Origin of the sequence: Micromonospora sp. R77, assembly GCF_022747945.1 — a bacterium.
Classification (GTDB): domain Bacteria; phylum Actinomycetota; class Actinomycetes; order Mycobacteriales; family Micromonosporaceae; genus Micromonospora.
On record NZ_JALDST010000001.1, the window covers coordinates 5,995,623 to 6,016,830 of the forward strand.

Consider the following 21,208-nt stretch of genomic DNA (forward strand, 5'->3'; position numbering starts at 1 on the left):
CTCCCCGCCCAAGAGCCCACCATGCCAGAGCGCCCCATGCGAATCTTCATCTCCTACCAGCGGGAATCGGCGCCCGTGGCACTCCGACTCCGGTCCGCCCTAATCGCCCATGGCTTCGACGTGTGGCTCGACACCGAAGAGATCAGGCACGGCGACCGGTGGCCGGTGACCATCCAGCGGGCACTGGCCGCCGCCGACCGCATGATCCTGCTGCTCACCCACCAAGCGGTCGCCGCCACCGAAGTCTTCAACGAATGGTTCTACTTCTACCAGCACCGCAAGCCCATCCACCTGATCCGCCTCGACGACTGCGAACCGCACTACCAACTGCTGCCGTTCCAAAGAATCGACTGGCCACCCGGCGACGACCCGCACTGGGCGGAACGGGTCAACGTCCTGCTCGACCACCTGCGCGGCGGTTTCACCTGGCCGGCCCCCGACGCGCCGCCCGTGGTGACCACCCGGTTCGCCCCCACCCGCTCGACATCCGGTGCGCTGGTCGCCCTGGAACAGGCGGTACGCCACCCCGAACGCCCGGTCGCGCTCAGCGAGACGCAGCTGCAGGAGATCTACCAGCACCCGGCACGAACAATCCGGGAATACCTACTATCCCGCTACGCCCGCTGGTGCGGCCCCGCGTACCAACTCGACCGGCGGTTCATCCGGCTCACCCTCGTCCTCGACGAAGGCCCCAACGCGTTAGACAGGTGGGTCGCGGCGCCGAGCACCCGCGAAAGCACGGACCTGCGCAACCTGATCACCGACGCCGACTTCTTCGCCTACGTCCTGCTCGGCGCGCCCGGCGCCGGCAAAACAACCCTCCTGCGGCGACTGGAGATGGACGTGGCCCGGGACGGCATCCTCGCCCCGGACCAGGCGGTGATCCCGTTCAGTGTGTCCCTGGCCGAATACGGCTTCGTCGTCTCCGACCAACCACCCCCGACACCGCTGGCGTGGCTCGAACAGCGTTGGTCGGCCCGCAACCCACACCTTCCGCCACTGTCGAACCTTCTTGCCGCAGGCCGGATGATGCTGCTGCTCGATGGCCTGAACGAACTCGCCCACACCGATCGGGCCGACCTGCAACGGCGCGTCGACGCGTGGCGCGCGTTCCTCTACGACCACGTCCGCGACATCCCCGGAAACCGGGCAGTGTTCAGTTGCCGCACCCTGGACTACGGCGCGATGCTCTCGACCAAAGACGTCGGCGTACCGCACATCCGGCTGGAACCGATGACCCCACAACAGGTCCTCCAGTACATCCACGTGCACCTACCCGAATGGGCCGACCTGGTCACCCGAGCCCTCAACGACGACCCGCGACTGCTGGGCCTCTACCGCACCCCCTACATGCTGCGGCTACTCGTCGCCCAGGTCCGTGCCATCGGCACCGTACCGATCGGCCGAGCCGACGCCTTCCAAACGATGGTCCGGGAGCTGCTCCGACGGGAAGTGCTGGCCGGCAACCAGCGCCTCACCGACCACGCGATCCTCACCGAGCGAGAGCAGCGAAGGCTACGCGACGACAGCGGTGACCCCCACTGGCTGCCGGAGCGGGGACATTTGATCCCAGCCCTGACCCGGCTGGCGTACCAGATGCAACTGGCCAAGAGCGGCACCGACAAGGGCACCGTCGTCGTCGACTACGACACCGCGCTCGACCTGCTCAACGGGATGGCCCAGCTGGCCGAGGCGTCGCTGCTGATCGGCTTCGACACCGGCATCCTCGACGAACGCGAACAGTCCATCCGATTCTTCCACCAACTGTTGCAGGAGTTCTTCGCCGCCCGTCAGCTCGCCCGACAACTCAACCCCGACCTGATCCGCGTACCGACCCGGGTCGACGAAGTGGAGCCCACCCTGCCGTCGGTCGTGGAGAGCCTTGCACCCGGCGAGCCTCTGCCGCCACTGCCCACCACCGGCTGGGAAGAAACCGCGATGATGGCGGCCGCGCTCAGCGCCGAGCCGGACGCATACGTCCGGTCGATCCTCGCAGTCAACCCGGCACTCGCCGGCCGGTGCGCGGCCTCCCCGGACGTTTCGGTCAGCGCGCCGGTCAAGGATGCGGTCGCTGCGACGCTGGACGCCGCGATCCGCGATCCCGGCCATGACCTGCGGGCCCGGATCACCATGGGACACGCCCTCGCCACGCTCGGCGACCCCCGGTTGTGCACTGTCGCCGGCGCCGACGGCACGGCGTTACTGCCACAGTTCAGCACCCTCCCGGCAGGAAGCTGGCGCATCGGTGCCGACGGCACCGCCTATCCGCTGGAACGTCCGGTCCACCAGGTGCGGCTGGAGTCGTTCGCGTTGGCCCGCAGCCCGGTGACCAACGCCGAGTACGCCCACTTCATCACAGCCGGCGGCTACCGCGATGAGCGCTGGTGGCACACACCTGCCGCTCTGCGTTGGCTGCGCGGCGACGGAATCGTCGAACTCATCGCCGACGAGTGGATCCGCAAGCGCGACAACCTCCGCCGCCGCCCCCAGCTACCGGTCGACATGCTTCGGACCGGCGCCGCCACCCTCCAGCAAGCGGTCAGCATGGTCCGCCTCGCCGGCATGGACAACGCCGACATCGTGGCCGCCATCCGCGCCCTTCACCGGCCTGGCCCGCCGCAGGCCCCGGCCTACTGGGATGACAGCCGGTTCAACCAGCCGGGACAACCCGTGGTCGGCGTCAGCGTCTACGAGGCGGAGGCGTACTGCCGCTGGCTGTCCGCGGTCAGCGGCCGGGCCGTGCGGTTGCCGACCGAGTACGAATGGGAAGCCGCCGCCAGCTCAGGCGGCCGGACCTTCCCATACGGAGACGAGTTCGACCCGTGGCGGGGAAACACCTTCGAGGCGCACATCCGTGGGACGACCCCGGTCGGTGTCTTCCCCGGTGGTGAGGCTGAGTCGGGATGCCAGGACCTGTCGGGCAACATCTTCGAATGGACCGCGAGCCCGCCGCTGCCCTACCCGTACCCAGTGGACCAGATCGGGTCGGACGAGCCCGACGCGGTCCGGATCTGCCGGGGCGGATCGTGGCGGCACCATCAGCCGCGCGCCCGCGCCGCCTACCGAGGGCGGGGGCAATGCTTCGTCCGCAATGACGACCTGGGATTCCGCCTTGCCTGCGACGTCAGACCGGTGCGCGGTGATGGCTAAATGGGGTGAAACGACCGATACCGAAATCCGAGTCTTAGCCGCTTGGAGATTTCCGCAGTTGACCGCAACGGCAATTCGCCGCTACCGAGGACCTGAAGAGTGTCTGCCGCGGGTCGAAGGGGTCACGCTGGCCATATCACCGAACCCGGCATGTGCTACCGATTCCGCCCTTGACGATCCGGGACTGGCCGGCCGTTGGCTGCCTGTCGCGGATCAGGCCCGGGGTGGGTGGCGGGATCAAATCGTGATCGGGGCGGCCGCTCCGCCGCAGTGACCCATGACGGCATAGCCCATGTTGTAAGAGATCTCGGACCTGACGTCCTCCTTCGCCACGACCACGCCGAGGACGCCATGCGGGATGGTGATGGTCGCGGTCTTCCCGCTGTCGACCCAGCCCAGGTAGAACAGCTCGTTGTCCTCGCTCGTGTACAGGTAGAAGCCAAGCGAATGCTGGCGGGTGTTCGTCACCTGGAGTTCCTTGACGAGCGGCGCACGCGTGTCTCGGCTGACCGCGATCTTTCGGGTGGCTTCGGTGCCAGCCTTGTTGGTGGCGACCGCCGTGTAGGTCGCGGTATCACCGAACGGCAGGTCGTACACCGCCCGCCCGAACTCTGACGCGGCCACCACGACGTCATCGCGGCGGATCTCGAGCCGCTCGGCGTACTGGGCCTGCGCCACGAGCTGGCGGCCCACGGTGCAGCCGACGTTGGCGGACGGGGCGACCGCCAGACTGATGATCTCGGGGTACATCAGCGTTACTGCGCCGATGCTGTACGGATACGCTCCCGAGCTGGTCTCGTGCTCCGGGTGGACCGGCCGTACGTGCAGCCGGTAAAACCTGCCCGGACGCAGGCCGGTGAGCGTGGCCTCGTACGGCCCCGGGCCGACGCGCTCCACGAAGGTACTGGCGACCTCGTCCGCGCCGTCGTACGCGTCAGCCCGGTACCCGGCCGCGACGGACGAGTCGGTCCACCGCATCGTGATGGTCGTCTCGGTGGTCGACACGAACTGCACCTGCGGGTACCACAACAGCGGTAGCGACGACTTGAGGGACGTGCCGCAGACCGCGGCGCCCTGCTCGGAGAAGTCGTTGACCGCGACGACGTTCACGCAGACCGCAGTACCTGGGGCGAGGCCGCTCTCGGTCCAGCTGCGGGCATCCCAGCCGAGCGTGGCCACCGTGCTCCAACTGCCGTCGAAGGTGCGCTCGACGCGGAAGCTCGACGCGTTGGCGTCGGCCGGGGTCCATTCGACGACGACCTCGGTGGCGCTGACCGCGCGGAGGCTCACCTGCGGGGTACCGACCGCCTCGGGCACGCTGTAGACCAGGCAGCCGAGCCACGTGTTCGCCCCGGCACCCTGGTTGTACGCCTCGGCGCAGACATTGTGCTCGCCCGGCACGATCGACGAGGCCATCGTCGTGTCGAACGCGCCGGTGCTGTCGGCACCCGCGTAGGTGGCGAGCCAACCATCCACCGTGATCGCCACCGTGATCGCCGCGGAGGCGTCCGGGTCGTGAACGACGCCGCGTACCCGGACCGAGTGGCCGGTGCGGAAGGCGCTTTCGAAGGTGCCGTACGGGTCCTGGTCGCCAGGATCCGCGGACACGGGTACCGGTGGCGCGAGCACGCTCACGCCGGTTAGAACTGCCATGGCGAGTGCCAGGGCCTGGCGAACGGGGAAACGCATGTCCAGTTCTCCTCATGTGACGGTGCAGCTGGGTGGTTCCTCGTTCGCGATGGTTGGTGCCGCCGGGGCCGAAGCGCCCTCGGGGTCCACCGCGGGTGCGGCTGCCGTACCGACGTCGACCCGCGCGGCGCCGGCTGTACGCGACCGTGCCTTGCTGCGGTCGGCGAAGGCCACCACCCGCGGTGCCCCGGGGCAGCCGTTCCGGCGGGGCCTGCAGTTCACCGGTGCCGATGGTCCGTCAGGAGTGCCAGCGCGAGGGTCGGCTGTGGTCCCTGCGTCTCGCGTGTTTCGCGCCGGCAGGCGTCGGTCACGCCGCCGGTACGGTGACCGCCAGGACGGTCCAGTTCGAGGCGGCGACGCTCGCGAAGGCGCGCCCCGGCAGGGAAACCACGGTCGGGGTGTTCACCAGAGCTGCGGTCGTCCCGATCCCGGCCATGCCGAACTGGTTGTACCCCCAGACCAGGATCGAGCCGTCGGCCCGCACCGCGTACGTCATCGGCGAGTTGTCATTGTCCACATCGATGATCTTCGGCTCGCCGGCCGGCTGAACCAGCTCGGTCGGCACCGTCAGGCCGCCCGACACGCCCAGCGGGGTGAGCTGGTTCTGTGTGTTCTCGCCCCACAGGTACACCCGGCCGTCCCCGGTCAGGGCGGTCACCGCCGAGCTGATCGAGATGTCTGCCACGTCGCTGCCCGGGCCGAGGTTGGTGACCTGGGCTGGCGTGTAGGGCGAGGTCGGCGTGTTCTCCGGGCCGTACGGCCGGCCGAGTGCACGCCCGGTGCCGCCGCAGGAGAACACCGCGCCGTCGCCCCGCCGGAACAGGGCCACCCCGCCGGCGACCGCGATCTGCCGGATGTCGGTGAGCCCGGGCACAGGGGCCGCGTACTGTGTCACGCCTGACAGCGTGCCGTCACACTTCACCGAGCCCCAGGCGGTGACGGTGCCATCGGCCATCAACGCGTACGTCACCTCCCACCCGGACTCGACGTCCACCACCCCGGTCAGTGGGGTGTCCGGCGCGGTCAGCACCCGCTCCGGGTAGGCCCGAACGTTGGCTGTCGAGCCGTCGCCGAGCTGCCGGTTCATGTTCGAGCCCCAGGCGACCACCGTCCCGTCGGCCAGCACCGCCGCGATCGCACTTTCCATGTGCACCGAGACGTCGACGACATCCGTGAGGATGCCCGTGCCGCCGATGCCCACGACCGGCGCCGGAGCGTACCGCGTGGTCACCGTCGTTGAGCCGCTGCCGAGGGCGGCGTTGAGGTTGTATCCCCAGGACAGCAGCCTTCCGTCGGCGAACCGGGCGTAACTGGCCCGGCCGCCGCTCTGCAACTGCACGACACCGTCCGGAAGCACCGTCTGCTGCGGACTGTTGTACTGGTTCGTCTGCACACCAGCACCGGCCTGGCCAAACGTGTTGCCGCCCCAGCCGTACGCGGTACCCGGCTGGAGGCCGCCGGCCGCGCCCGCTGCCGGGTGCAGCGCCAACGCCGCACCGACCGCGACGACGGTACCGGCGATGCCGAGCAGTGCCCTGGACCTGGTCATGTCCCTACTCCTTGTCTGGAAACCTCGTCCGGTCGACACCTGCGCCGAGCCGGATAGGTAGGAGCTTGCGGGTCGGGACTTGCCGCGAACCTGACCGGATCTGACGCCGACTTGCATCGACATGTCGCACCGGCGACACGTCGATGCAAGTCGCGCGTCGTGTCGTTCGCAGACGTCTCTCCCCGCCAGAGTTGGAATCGAGCGCGTGGGGTGGTTGGAGCACCTTGACGGGGTCGCCCACCGCCGTGGCGTCGAAGGCGAACGTCCTTCCCCAAAAGGCCTCGGAGAGATCCCGCCATCCGGTCGGCCGACCGTTCGGGTTGGCCACCGCGTCCGGCCACTGTCCGGAAGGCGACGGTGACCGCCAGGCCTCGCTGCGTGCGGTACTTTGCCGATAGGCGCCGCCACCAGTGTCGCGCAAGGACAGTCATCTCCACGGCGGAGGGCGGGTGCAGTCGGACAGCGGGCTTTCGGTCTCGGTACTGGGCGAGTTCCGCGCGCGCCTCGGTGAGCAGGTGCTGGATCTCGGTGGGCCGCGGCAACGGGCGGTTCTCGCCCTGCTGCTCGTCGCGCGCGGCGAGGTGGTCCCGGTCGACCGGCTGGTGCACGCGCTGTGGGGGGAGCAGGCGCCGCCGAGCGCACTGGGCGCGTTACAGGCCTACGTCTCGCGCCTGCGGCGACGGCTGGAGCCTGGCCAGTCTGCCCGGTCCCGCCAGGCGGTGATCGTCAGCGGAGGATCCGGCTACGCGGTGCGCCTCGGCGACGAGGCCGTCGACGCCTGGCAGTTCGAGCGGCTGGTACGCCAGGCCGGTGCGCTCGCTGACCCGAACGAGGCGGCCAGGGTGCTGGACCAGGCGCTTGGGCTGTGGCACGGGCCCGCCTTCGCCGACTATGCCGGCCAGCCCTGGATCGAGGCCGAGGCGGCCCGCCTGACCGAGCTGCGCGAGGTGGTCCGCGAGCAGGTGGTGGCGGTACGGCTGGCGCTCGGTGAGAGTGGTGTCCTGGTGCCGGAGATCGAGACGCTGGTCGCCGAGGATCCGTTGCGCGAGGAGCGGTGGCGGCTGCTGGTTCTCGCGCTGTACCGCGCACATCGGCAGGGCGACGCGCTCGGCGCGCTGCGACGGGCCAGGCAGGTGCTGGCCGAGGAACTCGGTGTGGACCCCGGTCCGGCACTGCGCAGGTTGGAAGCCGACGTGCTGGCACAGTCCCCCGACCTGGACGCGCCCGCGCCGCCGTCCGTACCACGGTCCGTGTCCGTACCGGACCCGTCGGTCCTACCCGACCTCTCCGACAACGCGCTGGTCGACCGCGAGCGGGAGCTGGGAGTACTGAGCGGCGGCCTGGCCGACGCCTTGGCCGGGCACGGGCGGTTGGTGCTGATCGAGGGACCGGCCGGCATCGGCAAGAGCCGGCTGCTGGCCGAGGCCCGCCACCTGGGCAGGGCGGGGTTCCGCGTGCTGTCCGCACGGGGCAGCCGGATGGAGAAGGAGTACGGCTTCGGTGTGGTACGCCAGCTCTTCGAGCCCGTCGTGGCCAGTACCGCAGCCCTGTCCGGTGCGGCCGTCCCGGCGCGGGTCGTGTTCGACCTCGCCGCGCACGAACCGCAGCAGCAGGCCGAGGACGCCTTCGCGGTGCTGCACGGGCTGTACTGGCTGACCGTCAACCTGTCCGCCGAACGGCCGCTCGTGCTGACCGTCGACGACCTGCAGTGGTGCGACACCGGCTCGCTGCGCTTCCTGGCCTATCTGGTCCGCCGGCTGGAGGCACTGCCCGTGCTGGTGGTGGCCGCGCTGCGTACCGGGGAGCCCCACACCGACGACGCGCTGCTCACCGAACTCGCCCACGACGAGGCGACGGTACGGGTCCGCCCCGCCCCGCTGACCGCAGCCGGCTCAGCCGACCTGGTGCGCCGCCAGCTCGGCGAGTCCGCCGACGCCCGCTTCATCGCCGCCTGCCACCGGACGACCGCCGGCAACCCGCTGCTGCTGCGACAGCTCCTGCACGCCCTGCGGACCGAGGGGGTACGCCCGGACAACGTGCACGCCGACACGGTCACCGAGATCGGCTCCCGGGCGGTGTCGAGCATCGTCCTCATGCGCCTGGCCCGGCTACCCGAGGCGGCCACCACGACCGCACAGGCGGTGGCAGTCCTCGGGCCGGCGGCCGCGCTGCCGGCCGTGGCGGCGTTGGCCGGGCTGCCCGAAACCGAGGTGCTCGACGCGATCGCCGCGCTCGTGCGGGCTGAGGTGCTGCGCGACGAGTATCCGCTCGGTTTCGTCCACCCACTCGTCGGCGACGCCATCTACCGTGACCTCCCGCCCGGTGACCGCCAGGTCCGGCACGAACGGGCGGCCCGGGTCCTGGACGCGGCCGGAGCGACTGCCGAACAGATCGCCGCGCACCTGCTCCAAGTGCCGTGCCGGGGCGCGCCCTGGGTCGTCGAGGTGCTACGCCGGTCGGCGGCCACGGCGGCGGCCCGGGGCGCGGCCGACGCGGCAGCCACGTACCTCGCCCGGGCGCTGCGGGAGCCACCGCCTCCGGCCGAGCAGCCGTCCGTGCTGCTGGAGTTGGGTCGGGTAGAGACGCTGAGCGACGGTCCGGCCGCACAGGGGCACCTGCGGCAGGCCTACGAGACGCTGACCGACGCCGTGTCGCGCGCTGCCGCGGCACAGCTGCTCGCCCGTACCCTCGTGTTCGCCGGTGAGGTCGGCGAGGCCAGCGCGTTCGCCCGGTCGGCCGCTTTGGCGCTGCCAGCCGACCTGCACGACGAGCGCCAAGTCCTGCTCGGCGTGCACCGGATCGGCGGGTACATCCACGGCATCGACCCTGCGCTGTGGCGGTGCGGGCCCGAGCCGGCGACCTCCGGAGACGGGCCCGGCGCACGGATGCTCGCCGCCAGCCTCGCGTGGGAGGCGGTCATCGACGGCAAGGAACGGGCGCGAGCGGTTGACCTGGCCCGGTTCGCCCTCGCTGACGGCGTACTCCTGGACCACGACAACGGCCTGCTGTGGGTGGTGGCCGGGATGGTGCTGGAGATGGCCGACGAGGACACGTTCCCCTTCTGGGACGAGGCACTGGCCCACGCCTACCGGGGTGGCTCGCTCTTCGCGGCGCTCGCCACCCACCTCTGGCGTGGCTACACCGAGTGGCGCCGGGGCGATCTTCGCGCCGCCTACCACTCGGTGACGCTGTCCGGCGAACAGTCGGCGGTGTGGGGCTCCATGGTCGCGTCTCCTTACGCTGATGCCTTCGCGATCGGGATCCTGCTCGATGCAGGCGACCTTGCGCAGGCTCGGGCGCTGGTCGAAGGGCTCCGCGACCGGCCACGATTCGGCGACGGGGCACGCTTGTTCGCGGAGGCGCATGCGCGGGTACTCCTGGCGGAGGGGCGACCGGCACAGGCACTGGCCGCCCTGGAGTCGGTACAGCACGTGCACGAGGACGTTCTTAACCCGGTCTGGCGGCCCTGGCGGTCGAACCGGGCGCAGGTACTGGCCGCACTGGGACGGCGGGACGAGGCGGTAGCACTGGTCGAACAGGAGTTGCAGCTGGCTCGGGCGTGGGGAGCGCCGAGCGTGGTCGGCCGTACTTTGCGTATCCTCGGAGAACTGCGTGGGGGCGCGGCCGAGCTGCGGGAAGCGGTCCCGCTGCTCACCCGCGACGGGCTCGAACGCGCCCGTACACTCGCCGCGCTCGCCCGAGTGGTGTCCGAGCCCGAGGCCACCGCCTTGATGCGTGAGGCGTACGAGCTGGCCCAGCGTTGCGGCGCCCACGGTCTGATCCACGAGGTCGGCGAGAGCCTGGCGCGTGCCGGGATCGCGCCCCCGGCCCCACCCGCCGAGATCACCCTGACCAGCGTGGAGCGACGGATCGCCGCAATGACGGCCGAGGGAGCCGACGAACGGCAGATCGCCCAAGCGCTGTTCGTCACGCCAGGCGCGGTGCAGCAGGCGCTGCGCGCGGTACGGGACCGGCTGGGCGTCCACTGAACGCGGGCCTGCGCGGTGGCGCGAGATGCGCGGGTGGCACCGGCCGCTGACCTGCAGCGTGCGGCAAGTCAGCTGCAAGCGGGCGCATCCACTCTCACCACATGGCTGACTACACAAACCACCGCGCCGTCGTTGTCGGTGGGAGCATCGGCGGGCTGCTCGCGGCCCGCATCCTGAGCGAGAGCTTCGCCTCGGTCACCGTCGTTGACCGGGACAGGCTGCCCGACCGCGAGATCGGGCGCCGTGGGGTACCCCAGGGCCACCACCCACACGCCCTGCTCGCCAGAGGCCGCGAGATCCTCGACGAACTGTTCCCCGGGTTGACCGGGGACTTGGTCGCGCGTGGCGCCGTACCGGTCGACGTGCAGAACGACGTCCGGTCATACCACGACGGGTGGCGGCTGCGGCAGGCGCCCTCTGACCTGCACGGGGTGTCTGTGAGCCGGCCGGCCCTGGAGGGATACCTGCGTTCCCGGGTTGCCGCGCTGCCGGGCGTGGTGCTCAGAACCGAGTCCGAGGTGACCGGCCTGCTGGCCGACGACACCCGGTCCCGCGTCACCGGAGTACGCGCGCTGGTTTCCACGTTCGGCGCGGTCGAGTTGCCCGCCGACCTGGTGGTGGACGCAACCGGACGCGGAAACCGGGGCGCGACCTGGCTGACCGAGCTCGGGTACGAGCCGACGCCGCAGGACGAGGTCGAGACAAACGTGGTGTACGCCTCGCGGGACTACCGTCGAAGCCCGTCCGACAGCGACGTCGCCGGCATCGTGGTCGGCCCGACGATCGCTGTGCCCCGTGGCGGCGTTGCCCTTGCTGCCGAAGGCGACCGGTGGATGGTGACCCTTTACGGCATGGGCAAGGACGCACCGCCAGCCGATCACGAGGGCTTCACTGACTTCGCCGCGCGACTGCCGGTACCGGAGCTCCACCAACTGATCCAGACGGTCGAGCCCATCAGTGAGGTACGCCGGATGCGGATCCCGACGAGCATCCGGCGCCGGTACGAGCGGCTGGACCGGTTCCCGGACGGGCTCATCGTCTTCGGGGACGCCCTGTGCCAGTTCAACCCGACGTACGCGCAGGGCATGACGGTGGCGGCGAGCGAGGCCATCGTGCTGCGGGAGTCTCTGCAGCACGGTACCCGTGGCCTGGCGCGCCGGTTCTTCCGCCAAGCCGCCCGAGTCGTGGACGTCGCGTGGGACATGTCGACCGGTGCCGACCTGCGCTTCCCTTCGGTACGAGGAAATCGCCCCGCACGGGTACGGTTCGTCAACGCGTACGCGGCCCGGGTGCAGGCGGCTGCCGCGGTTGACCCGGTCGTCGGGTACGCATTCCTCAGCGTCGCCAACCTGACCGCCCCACCACAGAAGCTTTTCTCCCCCGGCATCCTGGCGCGGGTCCTGCGGACCGGCCGTCCCGCGCCCCGCCACACCGTCGCTGACACATCGCTGGCGGTGGAGCCATGAGCGCGCCGATCGACGTCACGCCGCGCCCCGCTCTCTAACCGACGGCCGTCCACCCGCAGCCGAGTGATCCCTTGTGGCGGAAGTGCCGACGACCACCTGCCTTGCGCGGCGCTGTTCCACGCCTCGATGGTGCCCATGTCCAAACGTGCCAGTCCGCCGGGTCGTTGCGATGCCTTCATCAGTCGTCGGTCCACCCGGCGTAGCGGTACACCGGGCTGTCCCCGGTGTCATCGCGGACGTACTGGTGCTCGACCGACGGCTCGGGATGATCGGCGGCGCCGAAGTAGAAGCCGGTCTGCAGGAGCAGCACAACTGGGGGAAGCTTTCCCGCGTCACGGACGTCGACCGGTGCGAGGCGGCCGTCGGCGGGGCCACCAACGAACCAGACCTCCACGGCGGGCATCAGCGGCTCCCCACCGTGTTACCGATCGCGGTTATCAGCCCCGCGACTGCCGTGATGAGGCCGGCAAACGCGGTGACCAGGCCTACCATTCGGGCTGGACGTTCTGGCGGCGTCGACCTTCCCGCTCGACGTCCCGGACGTCCGTCTCCCCGGGTCATGTGCGTGTCCTCTCGGTCTGCTGCCGCTGCTGCGACGGGACGTGCACTACCTCATCAGGAACGCAGGCGGTCACGGTGGGCCTGATGGGCGGTCTGTGGATAGCCCAGTGCCCTGTGGATAGCGCCGATGGTCACGGTTATCTGTGGTATGGCGCGGGCGAAACGGCTCGCCGACAACGCTCGCGAGACAGCGTCGGTGAACTAGCATCTGGCGGTGCCGCGCATCCCCTCGATACTTCTCGCCACGGCTGTGGCCCTCGCCCTGTGCGGCTGCCAGGGCAGCGCCTCCTCGCCGCATGCCTCAGCAGCTGGCGCTACTGCCCGTCCTACAGCCACTGCTTCGATTCCCGCTCTCGAGGGCGTTGACCTGGCGAACTGGGTATGCGACCAGAACCACCAAGCGGTGAAGCACGGCACCCATGGTGATCCGTCCGTGATGCGGCCGATCGCCGAGGCGGCGAAGCGATCCGGCGTCGATGGCTTCACCTTCAAGGGCTCTGTGTTATTGCGGATGGCAGAGCAAGTGGAGTCAGACACGACGGCTGACCTGACTCTGGTCATGGCGCTTCAGAACAACGCGTCAGAGCTCGATTGGACCTGCAAGGGAGCCGTTCTTCGTCCGGGCTGGCCGAGTTCCACTCCCTCAGCGACCGAGTGAGTGGTGCGGTGGGTTAGCTCGCCACCCAGCAGTACGCCAGCTTACGGTCAACCGAGCTCTGCCTGAAGCACTCCGCAGCTCTGTTGCTGGGACGAAGCCCGGCCCGGACCAGCAGACCGCGAAAGGAGCGGGGCTTGGTGCAATGAGTGCGCAGCGCCTGTCCTTGCGTCAACCATGTCAGGGATTCACGGGTGACGTGAATGTGATCCTCATGTTTGACTGAGGTCTATGCGGGTGGGGCAGGCGCGACTGGCGATCGACTGGGGTAGCGCCAACACCACCGCGGTGGTGGCGTGGCCGGACGGCACGTGGACGCCGCTGCTCTTCGACGGAGAGCCGGAATTGCCCAGCGCAGTGCTTATGCACGCGGACGGGGACATGTCGACCGGCCATCAGGCGTGGCAGGCGGCAGTTACCGCCCCGGACCGATTCGTCCCCGCCCCACGACTCTCGTCCGAGCAGCGCGTGACTGTCGCGAACGCCGAGATAGACGTCTCCGAGATGGCCGCTGCGACGCTGCGACGGGTCGCCGAACAGGCGGAGCACACCGCAGGGTCGCGGGTGGAAGACGCGCGGATGGTAGTGCCGGCCGGATGGGGGCCCCGTCGACGTACCTGGTTGCGGCAGGTCGCGCACCGGGCAGGTCTTGCCCAACCGCAGCTGGTCGAGGCGCCGGTCGCGGTGGCCGGACATCTGCTCGCGACCGGGGTGCAGATTCCGGTGGGTTCGTTCCTCGTGGTCTGCGACGTCGGCGCCGGCGCGGAGGTCAGCGTCGTCCGCCGCGGCCCTGGCGGGTTCGAGGTCCTCGCGACCCTGGCCGACCCGGCCGCCGGCGGTGCGGCGATCGATGACGCCGTCGCCGCCACCCTCACCGCCCACACCCCGCCAGCCGATGGTGGCGGCGGCCGGTGGGTGCTGATGGCCAGCCTCCAGGCGGCGAAGCATGCGCTGGCCGACCGCGCCGCGGTGACGGTGCCGCTGCCCGACACGTCGGCGACGGTACTGACTGTCGGGCTGCTGGAGCAGGCTGCCTATCCGGCCCTGCAACGGGTCGCCCAGCTGACCATGGAGACGCTTGCCGCCGCGGAGGTCAGCCCGCAGGACCTTGCCGGCGTGTACTGCGTGGGCGGCGTCGCTCGGCTGCCCCTGCTGCAGAAGGTGCTCACCGACGTCGTGCCCATCGCCCCCACCGTGGTCGCCGACCCTGTGCTGGCGGCAGCGCGCGGCGCCGCGGACGCGGGCGCCGACAGCGCAGGGGAGGTGACACCGCCGCCGGAGGTGCCGGTGCCTCCGGTGCGACGGGCGGCCGCGATCGCGGTGCCCGGGTTCGCGTCGTTGGGCTTGGTGTCGCAGTTCCTGCTTACGGCGGAGTGGAACGGCAGCCTGATGTACCGGTTGGCGCTGCTGAATTGGGGTGAACTCGCGGTCGCCGCGGTGTTCGCGCTGGTGGCCAGCCTCAGTGCCGGCACCGTGTTGGCGTCCGCGATCGCCGCCCGCACCAGCCTCACCGGCGGCACATCCAAGCCGGTGAGCCCAGGCGTGCAGATGGGCACCGGAATTCTGGCGTCGGCGTCCCTCGGCGTCGCGGTCGCCGGCATGTACGCGGTGGTCGGCAGCCTCTACATCGGCGACTCGGTGAGCGGTTTCCTGCGGTGGGCGTTGCTGCCGCTCGTCCCGATCGTCGCCGCGGCCGCGGCGATGGCCCTGATCGCCGCCCGGCAGTGGCGTGTCCCGCCGGGCGGCTGGTCGCAGCTACTCGCGTTCCCGACCGGATCGGTGCTCACCGCTGGCCTCGGCATGGCGTTGATCCAGTACTCGCTGACCGCCGACCGGTGGCCGAACCTGGCCCTGTGGATCGATATCGCCGGACGCGCAGGTGGGTTGCTCCTCGGCGTCGGAACCGTCATGGCGGTGGTGTCCGCACCGATCCTGCGGCTGATCCTCGGCGTGCCGTTGGCGATCATCGCCGCCGCGTTGGTGAGCTGGCCGGCGTCGGGGATCCTCGGGGTGATCTACGCGATCGCCGTGGCAGTGTGGTGGCTGCGTCAGATGTGGACCCGCCTGCTGCGTCCCGGCATCCCCGGGCGGCCGGCCCAATGAGCCGAGCCGCCGCCTCCAGCAGCCCTGCTGTCGTGGGGGAGGGGTGCGGGTGAGCTGGCCCCGACGGGTGATCGGTGCGGCGCTGCTGACGGCGGTGCTGGTGCTGCCGCCCTGGCTGCTGGCCCGATACGCCGGGTCGCTTCTACCCGGCTGGCCCACCGGTGAACAACTGCGTACCTGGATCGCGGATCCACTGACCGCACGCACTCTCACCGCCGGGCTCGCCGCCGGAGCGTGGCTGCTCTGGCTGGGGGTGGCCTACACCGTCGCCGTGACCGCTGGCCGCCGGCTGCGGGCGGGAGCTCGCTGGGTGCGCCACCTGCCGCTGCCCACGCCGTGGCAGGCCGCCGCGACGAGCATGGCCGGTGCCGCCGCGCTCACCACCGTCCACACTCCGGCCTTAAGCCCTCCGAACCCGCCCCAGCCCATGTCCACCGACGGCCTTCACCACCTCACCCCGCTCGCCTTGACCGGCGAGGGGGTGAGGGTTCCCGGGGGCTGGCTACCCGACGACACCGCCCGGCAGGTCACTGCCGCCGCGGCTCTGGTGTGGCTACGCCGCCGCCGCGCCTACCAACCCGGCCAGAACCCCGACGGGTCACCGCTGACGCCGCTGCCGGACACGGTCACCGCCGTGCAAGCAGCGGTCGCCGACCGCCCGCAACCACCAGCTACGTCCACCGCTAGCGCGGTGCCGGACTTGCCCGCTGCCGGGGTGGCGTTCACCGGTGACGGCGCCGCCGACGCCGCCCGCGGAGTCCTCGTCACCCGACTGCTCGCCGCCCTACGCGACCCACCCGACACCGTCCTGGTGGTGATCACCCGCACCTGCCTGACCACTCTGCTGCCCGACCTCGCCCCCGCCCCCGACACGATTCCCGGGCTCCAAGTCGCCGACACCGTCGAGGACGCCACCGCGCTGCTGACCTTCCTGGCCGACCCAACGACACCGTCTCGCGATGGCGGCGTCCTGCCGATACCGGTCCTGATCACCACACCGCCATCCGCCGCGACGGCCAACCAGCTGGCCACCCTGACCGCAGCGAGGGCACGCGTCGTCACCCTCGGCGAAGGGCCCTTCGGGTCCGTTTGGAGCGTCGACCGCCACGGCCACACCCGCGACGCGCAGACTGGGCAGCCCGGACCCCGACTGTGCGTCCTGGATCGCACCGCCGCCACGGACCTGCTCACCGTCGTCGCCCATCACACGATCACCGTGCCCGACCCCACCGCGACCACCGCACCCGTCACACCCCAGGCCGCCGATGGTGTACGCGCGTGGATTCCCCGCCAACCTGGCAGGGACACCCCACGCACGATCACGCCGCTGGCGACGCCGCCCGCCATCCAGCTGCAGGTGCTCGGCCGCCCTGCCCTCCTCGTCGACGGACGCCCGGTCACCATCAGGCGAAGCGCCGCCCTGCAGGTGCTCGTCATCCTCGCCGTGCAGCCCGACGGCGCCACCACCACCCAACTGGTCCAGGCCATCTGGCCCGGCCTACCCACCCACACCGTCACCGGCCGCCTCTACACCACCCTCAGCGACCTACGCTCCACCGTTCGCGCCGCGACCACCCTGACAGTGCTCGCCACCACCGACGACCGCTACCACCTGAACCCGGAACACGTCGACGTCGACCTGTGGCGGCTACACACGGCCACGCATGACGCCACCACTACCCTCACCAACCCGACGCCGGCCTGGCAGACAGTGATCGACGCCTACACCGGTGATCTCGCCGCAGGTCACACCTGGCCCTGGATCGACCCGCCGCGTGAAGCCACCCGCCGGCTCGTTTTGGATGCCTATGCCAACCTCGCCGCAGCGCACACCGACCCGCACGACCGGTTGCGGTTCCTGCAGGACGCGATCCGCGTCGACCCCTACAACCAGGCCCTGCACCAGCAGGCCGCCGACGAACTCACCGCCCTCGGTGACCCCGCCGCCGCCCACCGGCTGCTACACACCCACCGGCAGCTTCTCAAGAGCAGCAGCGTCCCCGCCACGGACCTACCCGTCGGCACCCGCCGCTGACCAACCCCATCACCAGAGCACGCCTTCGGCAAGGGCACCCTCCCGATTCGGGGAGAGCACCTCGGCTTCTTCCGTACATCCGGGTCCAGATGCAACGGACCGAGCCAACATCAAAGACGCAGCGTGCGATACATGTCGGTCAAGCATGCCGCCTGGACCTTGCTCCAGGCCTGCCCGTACGTCCGCATAGAAGCGTCGTACGGTCCCCGCTCATCGCGAACGACCGCAGCGAAGAAGGCAAACGTTCGGCTCTCACCGACGCGGCGAGCCATGCAGCTGACGGCGAGGTGACTGAAACCGTAGAAAGCGCTGATCTGGCCGGCATTCCCCTCGCCTGCGCGACTGTCCATGTCCAAGCGCGTCAGACGCCGCTTCTTGGCGAGCTCCTGCCGTCCCACCGGACGTGGGGGTCGGCCAACAATGCGGTGGGCGAACGAATGTACTAACTGGGTATTCCACCTCCTAGGGAGCGTGACGTCCGATCATGCCGAGTTGAGTGCGTCTACGCGTGGGTGTGGCCGATCCGACTCAGGCCATGCCATGCCTCGGCGGGGCCACCGGTGGAGGCATTCACCGGTACCGGAGTTCATGGCGTCGTCGGCTGCCGGTCGGAGGACGCCGAGCGGAGCCAGCGGCGGTGAGTGGCTGTGGCGATGCCGTGCACCAGGCGGGCGAGGCCGGCTGCGCCTTCCGGGTCGTCAGCGCGGCGGACAGTGGTGAGGATCGGATGGGCCTCGTCGAGTTCGATGCCGGCACGCAGCAGTACGAAGTGCATGACCAGGCCGCCCAGGCGAGCGTTGCCGTCGTCGTACGGGTGGAAGAACGCGATGTCGAGATACGCACGGGCCGCGCGGGCCGCCACCGGGACCATCAGGTCGGCGGCTTCCGATAGGCACGACTCGTACCGCTGCTGGGTGTCGGCGTGTAGCCCGTACCGATCCCGGCCGTTCTTGGCGAATGCCGGACCCCGGCGAAAGCTGGCGGCCGGGATGCCACGCAGCATCGCGTTCCAGCGGGCCGTCATGTCCGGGGTAGGGCTGACGCCGCTTGCTGCCGTACACCGGACCTCGTTGTACGCGGCCAGCAGCAGACTCTGCCGTCGTTGGTGATCGCCGATCGTGGCATGAGCGGCGAACCCGTCCCGGAGAGCGCGAATCGGGGTTCGCAGGTGCGGGACGACGTCGCGCCACGGTATCTGCTCGCGGACCCGCTGCCAGATCGTGAGCTGGTCAGGCACCGGCCACCTGCCCGGCCAGGCGCTCAGCCACCGATGCGACGAGCTTCCGGTCCGGCTCCGACCAGCTGGCGAACCGGCCGCCGATGGCGTGTTCGAGCAACTTCTCGTGCTCGTTTGGGGCGATGCCGGCCGCTTCGAGGAACCAGCCGAGGACGGTGGTGCAGCAGCTGTACCAGGCCGACTCGTACTGGGTGCGGTCGCCGACGGCGGTCACCAGGTGAGCGACAGCGCGTTCCCAGCCGTCCAGGTCATCGCCGGTCAGCGGGAGGAATCGGTAGAACCGTTCGGCGGTGTCCTGCAGCCAGTCGCGCCACTCGATCAGTGAGGCGGCGACAACGGCGGCGGTCTTGTCCGAGGTCGTGACCGAGTGCGGGAAGCAGCACCAGTTGCCGACCGGCCCGCCGTCGAGGTCGCCCTCGCCGACCGACCAGCGCCAGCCGACGGTCCACAGCCCGTACCGTTGTGTGAAACCGATCGATACGTTGTCCAGCCACAGGTCCCGTAGACGCCAGTCCGCGTCCTGCGCCGGAAGATTTTCGGCCGTGACCAGGCCGGCCGCCACGGCAGCCACTGTCGCCGGATCGAACTCCCGGTCTCGCGGGTCGACGTCGGCCCAGTTGAGGCTTGCCGGGTGGGGAACGCTTCGGGCGAAGTGTGCGCGGTTGAAGCGGCTGATACCGGGTGCCTTAACCGCCCGCCAGGCCACCGGGTCGCCGGTGCTGTCGGTCGTGGCCGGCGCTGCTGCGGCGAACCGGCCGAGGGCATCGGTGGCGAGTTCGACAGTCAGTTCGTGCCAGGCCACCAGGGCTCGGGCGAGGCGGTCCAAGGTCTCGGCCGGCGTCGTGATCGTCAGTTCCACGTTTCGCCAGATCGGGATGACGCCGCGGCCTGGGTAGTCCTCCATAACCACCGTGTGCTGCCAGCCCACCGCCCACACGCCGAGGCGTTCGACCAGCGCCGCCGTCATTCGGTCCCACCAGAAGTCGGCGAGCCGCCAGTCGGTGTCGGCCGGCGGGACCTCGGCGGCCGGGGGCAGCGACCGGACCAGCTCGGCCGCACCGGCCGGATCGAAATCGGGGCGGGTGGCGGGGTCGACGTCACGCCAGGTAAGCAGTCGGAAATCGGGCAGTTGGACACGATCAACGCTCAACGCGGTCAGCCTTCCGCTGGGCAGCCGCTCAGAATACCCGATTGAAAGCCACCGGCCTGCCTCCCATGGCGCACACCCTAGGCTCACCGCACGCCGAGCTCGCCCAACCCGCGCATGGTCACGGTAGTCCTCGCTCGGGTCGGCTCCGACAAGTATCCGCATGCCGCATAGAGGCGCAGCTGCTGTTTAGGAGTGGCATCCGGATGGGCGGCTTTCGGGAGCCCGCTCATGATGAGCGGGCTCCCCGGAGCCTGGCCCGACTCGAACGGTGCTGCCACCCCTGGGTGCAGTAACGCGCGGTACCGGCGCCGCGCGTTGGGCAGGCCGGCCTCTGAGCGTAGTACCTCCGGGCGTGCAGCAGGGATGCCCGAACATGCCGCGGAGGGGTCGCTCGGGTTGTGTGCGCCGCCCTCGCGGATACGTCTGCCGAGCAGTCACCCAGCGGACGAGGACCCGTCGATGTAGCCGACTTCTGCGGCCCCCGCAGCAGCACGGACTCGATAACCCCAGTGGCGGAGGGCCTGCGCCATCTTGGCCGCGCCCGCCGGGTTGGCCGAGTGAATGACGATGACGCCGACGTCGAAGGGCCGCCCATCGAAGGCAGCGCGCTCCAGGGTCTCTACGACCGGCCAGATGGTGTCGTCCTCGCCCAGATCGTGATCGAGCCAGAGCTCGTCCACACGCTCGATTCGGTAACGAGCGAGCAGCTCGACCCCCGATGAGCTGGTACGCGCGGCCTCCGCCTGACGGCCGTCAACGAACGACCGTAGGTCATCAACCAGAATGATCCGCAGACCGGCGGCTGTCATCCGACGATGATGCGTGGCCACTCCCACTCGCCACGATCGGCCATCCGGATTTACTCGCGAGATGCGCTCTAGGCAGCGGCGGTTGGTGCAGGTGCTGTTGCGGGGGCATGCGGTCCTTCCCGTCCCGGCCACGGTTCGCCCGGCAACTAAGATGGGCTGGATGACCATTCCCGAGCGGCGACGCGACGACGTCCCCAACGACGAGGCCCGCGTCGAGGAGGCCCTGCGGCTTCTCTGCGGCGTGCCTGTTGAACTCAATGTCGCCGTCAAGCGGCTCAGCCGTGGCAGCGGTGTCTACGCCTGGTGGGCTGCTCCCTCGGTCTTTCCTGACCTCCCAGGGCTGCCGAATGCGAACGCCCCGTCGTTACGGCTGCTGTACGTGGGACGGGCGACCAGCCTACGGGGGCGGATCTTGCGTAACCATCTCAGGCGTTCGGGCAGCTCGACTCTGCGCCGTACCCTGGCCGGGCTTCTTGTTTCTGAGGGCTTCCGAACGACCTGGACCGACCGTGTCGTCCTGGTCCCCGAGGATGAAGCGCGGCTGACCGCGTGGATGCATACACACCTGCGCGTGACGTGGGCGCAGGACGCGGAACCGGCAACCATCGAGGCCGAACTTCTCCGGCGTCTGCACCCGCCACTCAACGTACACGGCATCGATCCCGAGCACCTTCAGGCCGCCGTGGTGGCCGCTAAGAACTCATACAACACCAGCAGCCGCCCCGCCGAGCCTCCGCGAACGTCGTAACTGGTTGCCCGAGATGCGGACGGGCGCGGCCGCACGCTCACGCCGTGCTTTGTGTGCCGCGCAGCGC

14 protein-coding genes are annotated in these 21,208 nt (G+C 70.1%); 7 read left to right on the forward strand and 7 right to left on the reverse strand.

Going from position 1 to position 21,208, the window contains the following annotated elements; all coding sequences use genetic code 11:
• The first annotated feature begins 36 nt into the window (after positions 1 to 36).
• The gene (locus MRQ36_RS27805; protein WP_242799710.1) at positions 37 to 3,150 is read left to right on the forward strand and encodes an SUMF1/EgtB/PvdO family nonheme iron enzyme; all 3,114 of its coding nucleotides are present in this window, start codon (positions 37 to 39) and stop codon (positions 3,148 to 3,150) included.
• A 237-nt stretch (positions 3,151 to 3,387) separates the two neighbouring features.
• On the opposite strand, the gene MRQ36_RS27810 is transcribed toward MRQ36_RS27805, so the two are convergent.
• Complete coding sequence (locus MRQ36_RS27810; protein WP_242799711.1) at positions 3,388 to 4,839, reverse strand: fibronectin type III domain-containing protein; 1,452 nt, start codon at positions 4,837 to 4,839, stop codon at positions 3,388 to 3,390.
• Positions 4,840 to 5,146: 307 nt separating this feature from the next.
• Complete coding sequence (locus MRQ36_RS27815) at positions 5,147 to 6,388, reverse strand: hypothetical protein (protein WP_242799712.1); 1,242 nt, start codon at positions 6,386 to 6,388, stop codon at positions 5,147 to 5,149.
• 449 nt (positions 6,389 to 6,837) lie between these two features.
• On the opposite strand from MRQ36_RS27815, the gene MRQ36_RS27820 reads away from it, so the two are divergent.
• A complete protein-coding gene (locus MRQ36_RS27820) occupies positions 6,838 to 10,377 on the forward strand; it encodes a BTAD domain-containing putative transcriptional regulator (RefSeq protein ID WP_242799713.1) in 3,540 nt (1,179 codons plus the stop codon).
• Between the two features lie 101 nt (positions 10,378 to 10,478).
• The gene (locus MRQ36_RS27825) at positions 10,479 to 11,843 is read left to right on the forward strand and encodes an NAD(P)/FAD-dependent oxidoreductase (RefSeq protein WP_242799714.1); all 1,365 of its coding nucleotides are present in this window, start codon (positions 10,479 to 10,481) and stop codon (positions 11,841 to 11,843) included.
• 178 nt (positions 11,844 to 12,021) lie between these two features.
• Here MRQ36_RS27825 and MRQ36_RS27830 read toward each other — a convergent pair whose 3' ends face one another.
• Entirely contained in the window at positions 12,022 to 12,246 is a 225-nt protein-coding gene (locus MRQ36_RS27830) for a hypothetical protein (RefSeq protein WP_242799715.1), read from the reverse strand.
• A 372-nt stretch (positions 12,247 to 12,618) separates the two neighbouring features.
• On the opposite strand from MRQ36_RS27830, the gene MRQ36_RS27835 reads away from it, so the two are divergent.
• From MRQ36_RS27835 to MRQ36_RS27845, 3 genes are all read left to right on the forward strand, one after another.
• The gene (locus MRQ36_RS27835) at positions 12,619 to 13,062 is read left to right on the forward strand and encodes a hypothetical protein (RefSeq protein ID WP_242799716.1); all 444 of its coding nucleotides are present in this window, start codon (positions 12,619 to 12,621) and stop codon (positions 13,060 to 13,062) included.
• Positions 13,063 to 13,290: 228 nt separating this feature from the next.
• The gene (locus tag MRQ36_RS27840) at positions 13,291 to 15,162 is read left to right on the forward strand and encodes an Hsp70 family protein (protein WP_242799717.1); all 1,872 of its coding nucleotides are present in this window, start codon (positions 13,291 to 13,293) and stop codon (positions 15,160 to 15,162) included.
• 49 nt (positions 15,163 to 15,211) lie between these two features.
• On the forward strand, positions 15,212 to 17,197 hold the full coding sequence (locus tag MRQ36_RS27845) for a hypothetical protein (RefSeq protein ID WP_242799718.1): 1,986 nt from the start codon (positions 15,212 to 15,214) through the stop codon (positions 17,195 to 17,197).
• Between the two features lie 110 nt (positions 17,198 to 17,307).
• On the opposite strand, the gene MRQ36_RS27850 is transcribed toward MRQ36_RS27845, so the two are convergent.
• From MRQ36_RS27850 to MRQ36_RS27865, 4 genes are all read right to left on the reverse strand, one after another.
• Positions 17,308 to 17,595 (reverse strand): hypothetical protein, encoded by a 288-nt coding sequence (locus MRQ36_RS27850; RefSeq protein WP_242799719.1) that lies wholly within the window; start codon positions 17,593 to 17,595, stop codon positions 17,308 to 17,310.
• Between the two features lie 188 nt (positions 17,596 to 17,783).
• On the reverse strand, positions 17,784 to 18,434 hold the full coding sequence (locus MRQ36_RS34155) for a Fic family protein (protein WP_242799720.1): 651 nt from the start codon (positions 18,432 to 18,434) through the stop codon (positions 17,784 to 17,786).
• Positions 18,427 to 19,746: a hypothetical protein gene (locus MRQ36_RS27860; protein WP_242799721.1), complete on the reverse strand. Its 1,320-nt coding sequence runs from the start codon at positions 19,744 to 19,746 to the stop codon at positions 18,427 to 18,429. Before MRQ36_RS27860 ends, MRQ36_RS34155 begins: the two co-directional genes overlap by 8 nt.
• Positions 19,747 to 20,018: 272 nt before the next feature.
• The gene (locus MRQ36_RS27865) at positions 20,019 to 20,393 is read right to left on the reverse strand and encodes a cyclic-phosphate processing receiver domain-containing protein (protein ID WP_242799722.1); all 375 of its coding nucleotides are present in this window, start codon (positions 20,391 to 20,393) and stop codon (positions 20,019 to 20,021) included.
• Positions 20,394 to 20,553: 160 nt separating this feature from the next.
• On the opposite strand from MRQ36_RS27865, the gene MRQ36_RS27870 reads away from it, so the two are divergent.
• Positions 20,554 to 21,141, forward strand: a complete 588-nt coding sequence (locus tag MRQ36_RS27870; protein ID WP_242799723.1) for a GIY-YIG nuclease family protein — start codon at positions 20,554 to 20,556, stop codon at positions 21,139 to 21,141.
• Positions 21,142 to 21,208 lie beyond the last annotated feature (67 nt).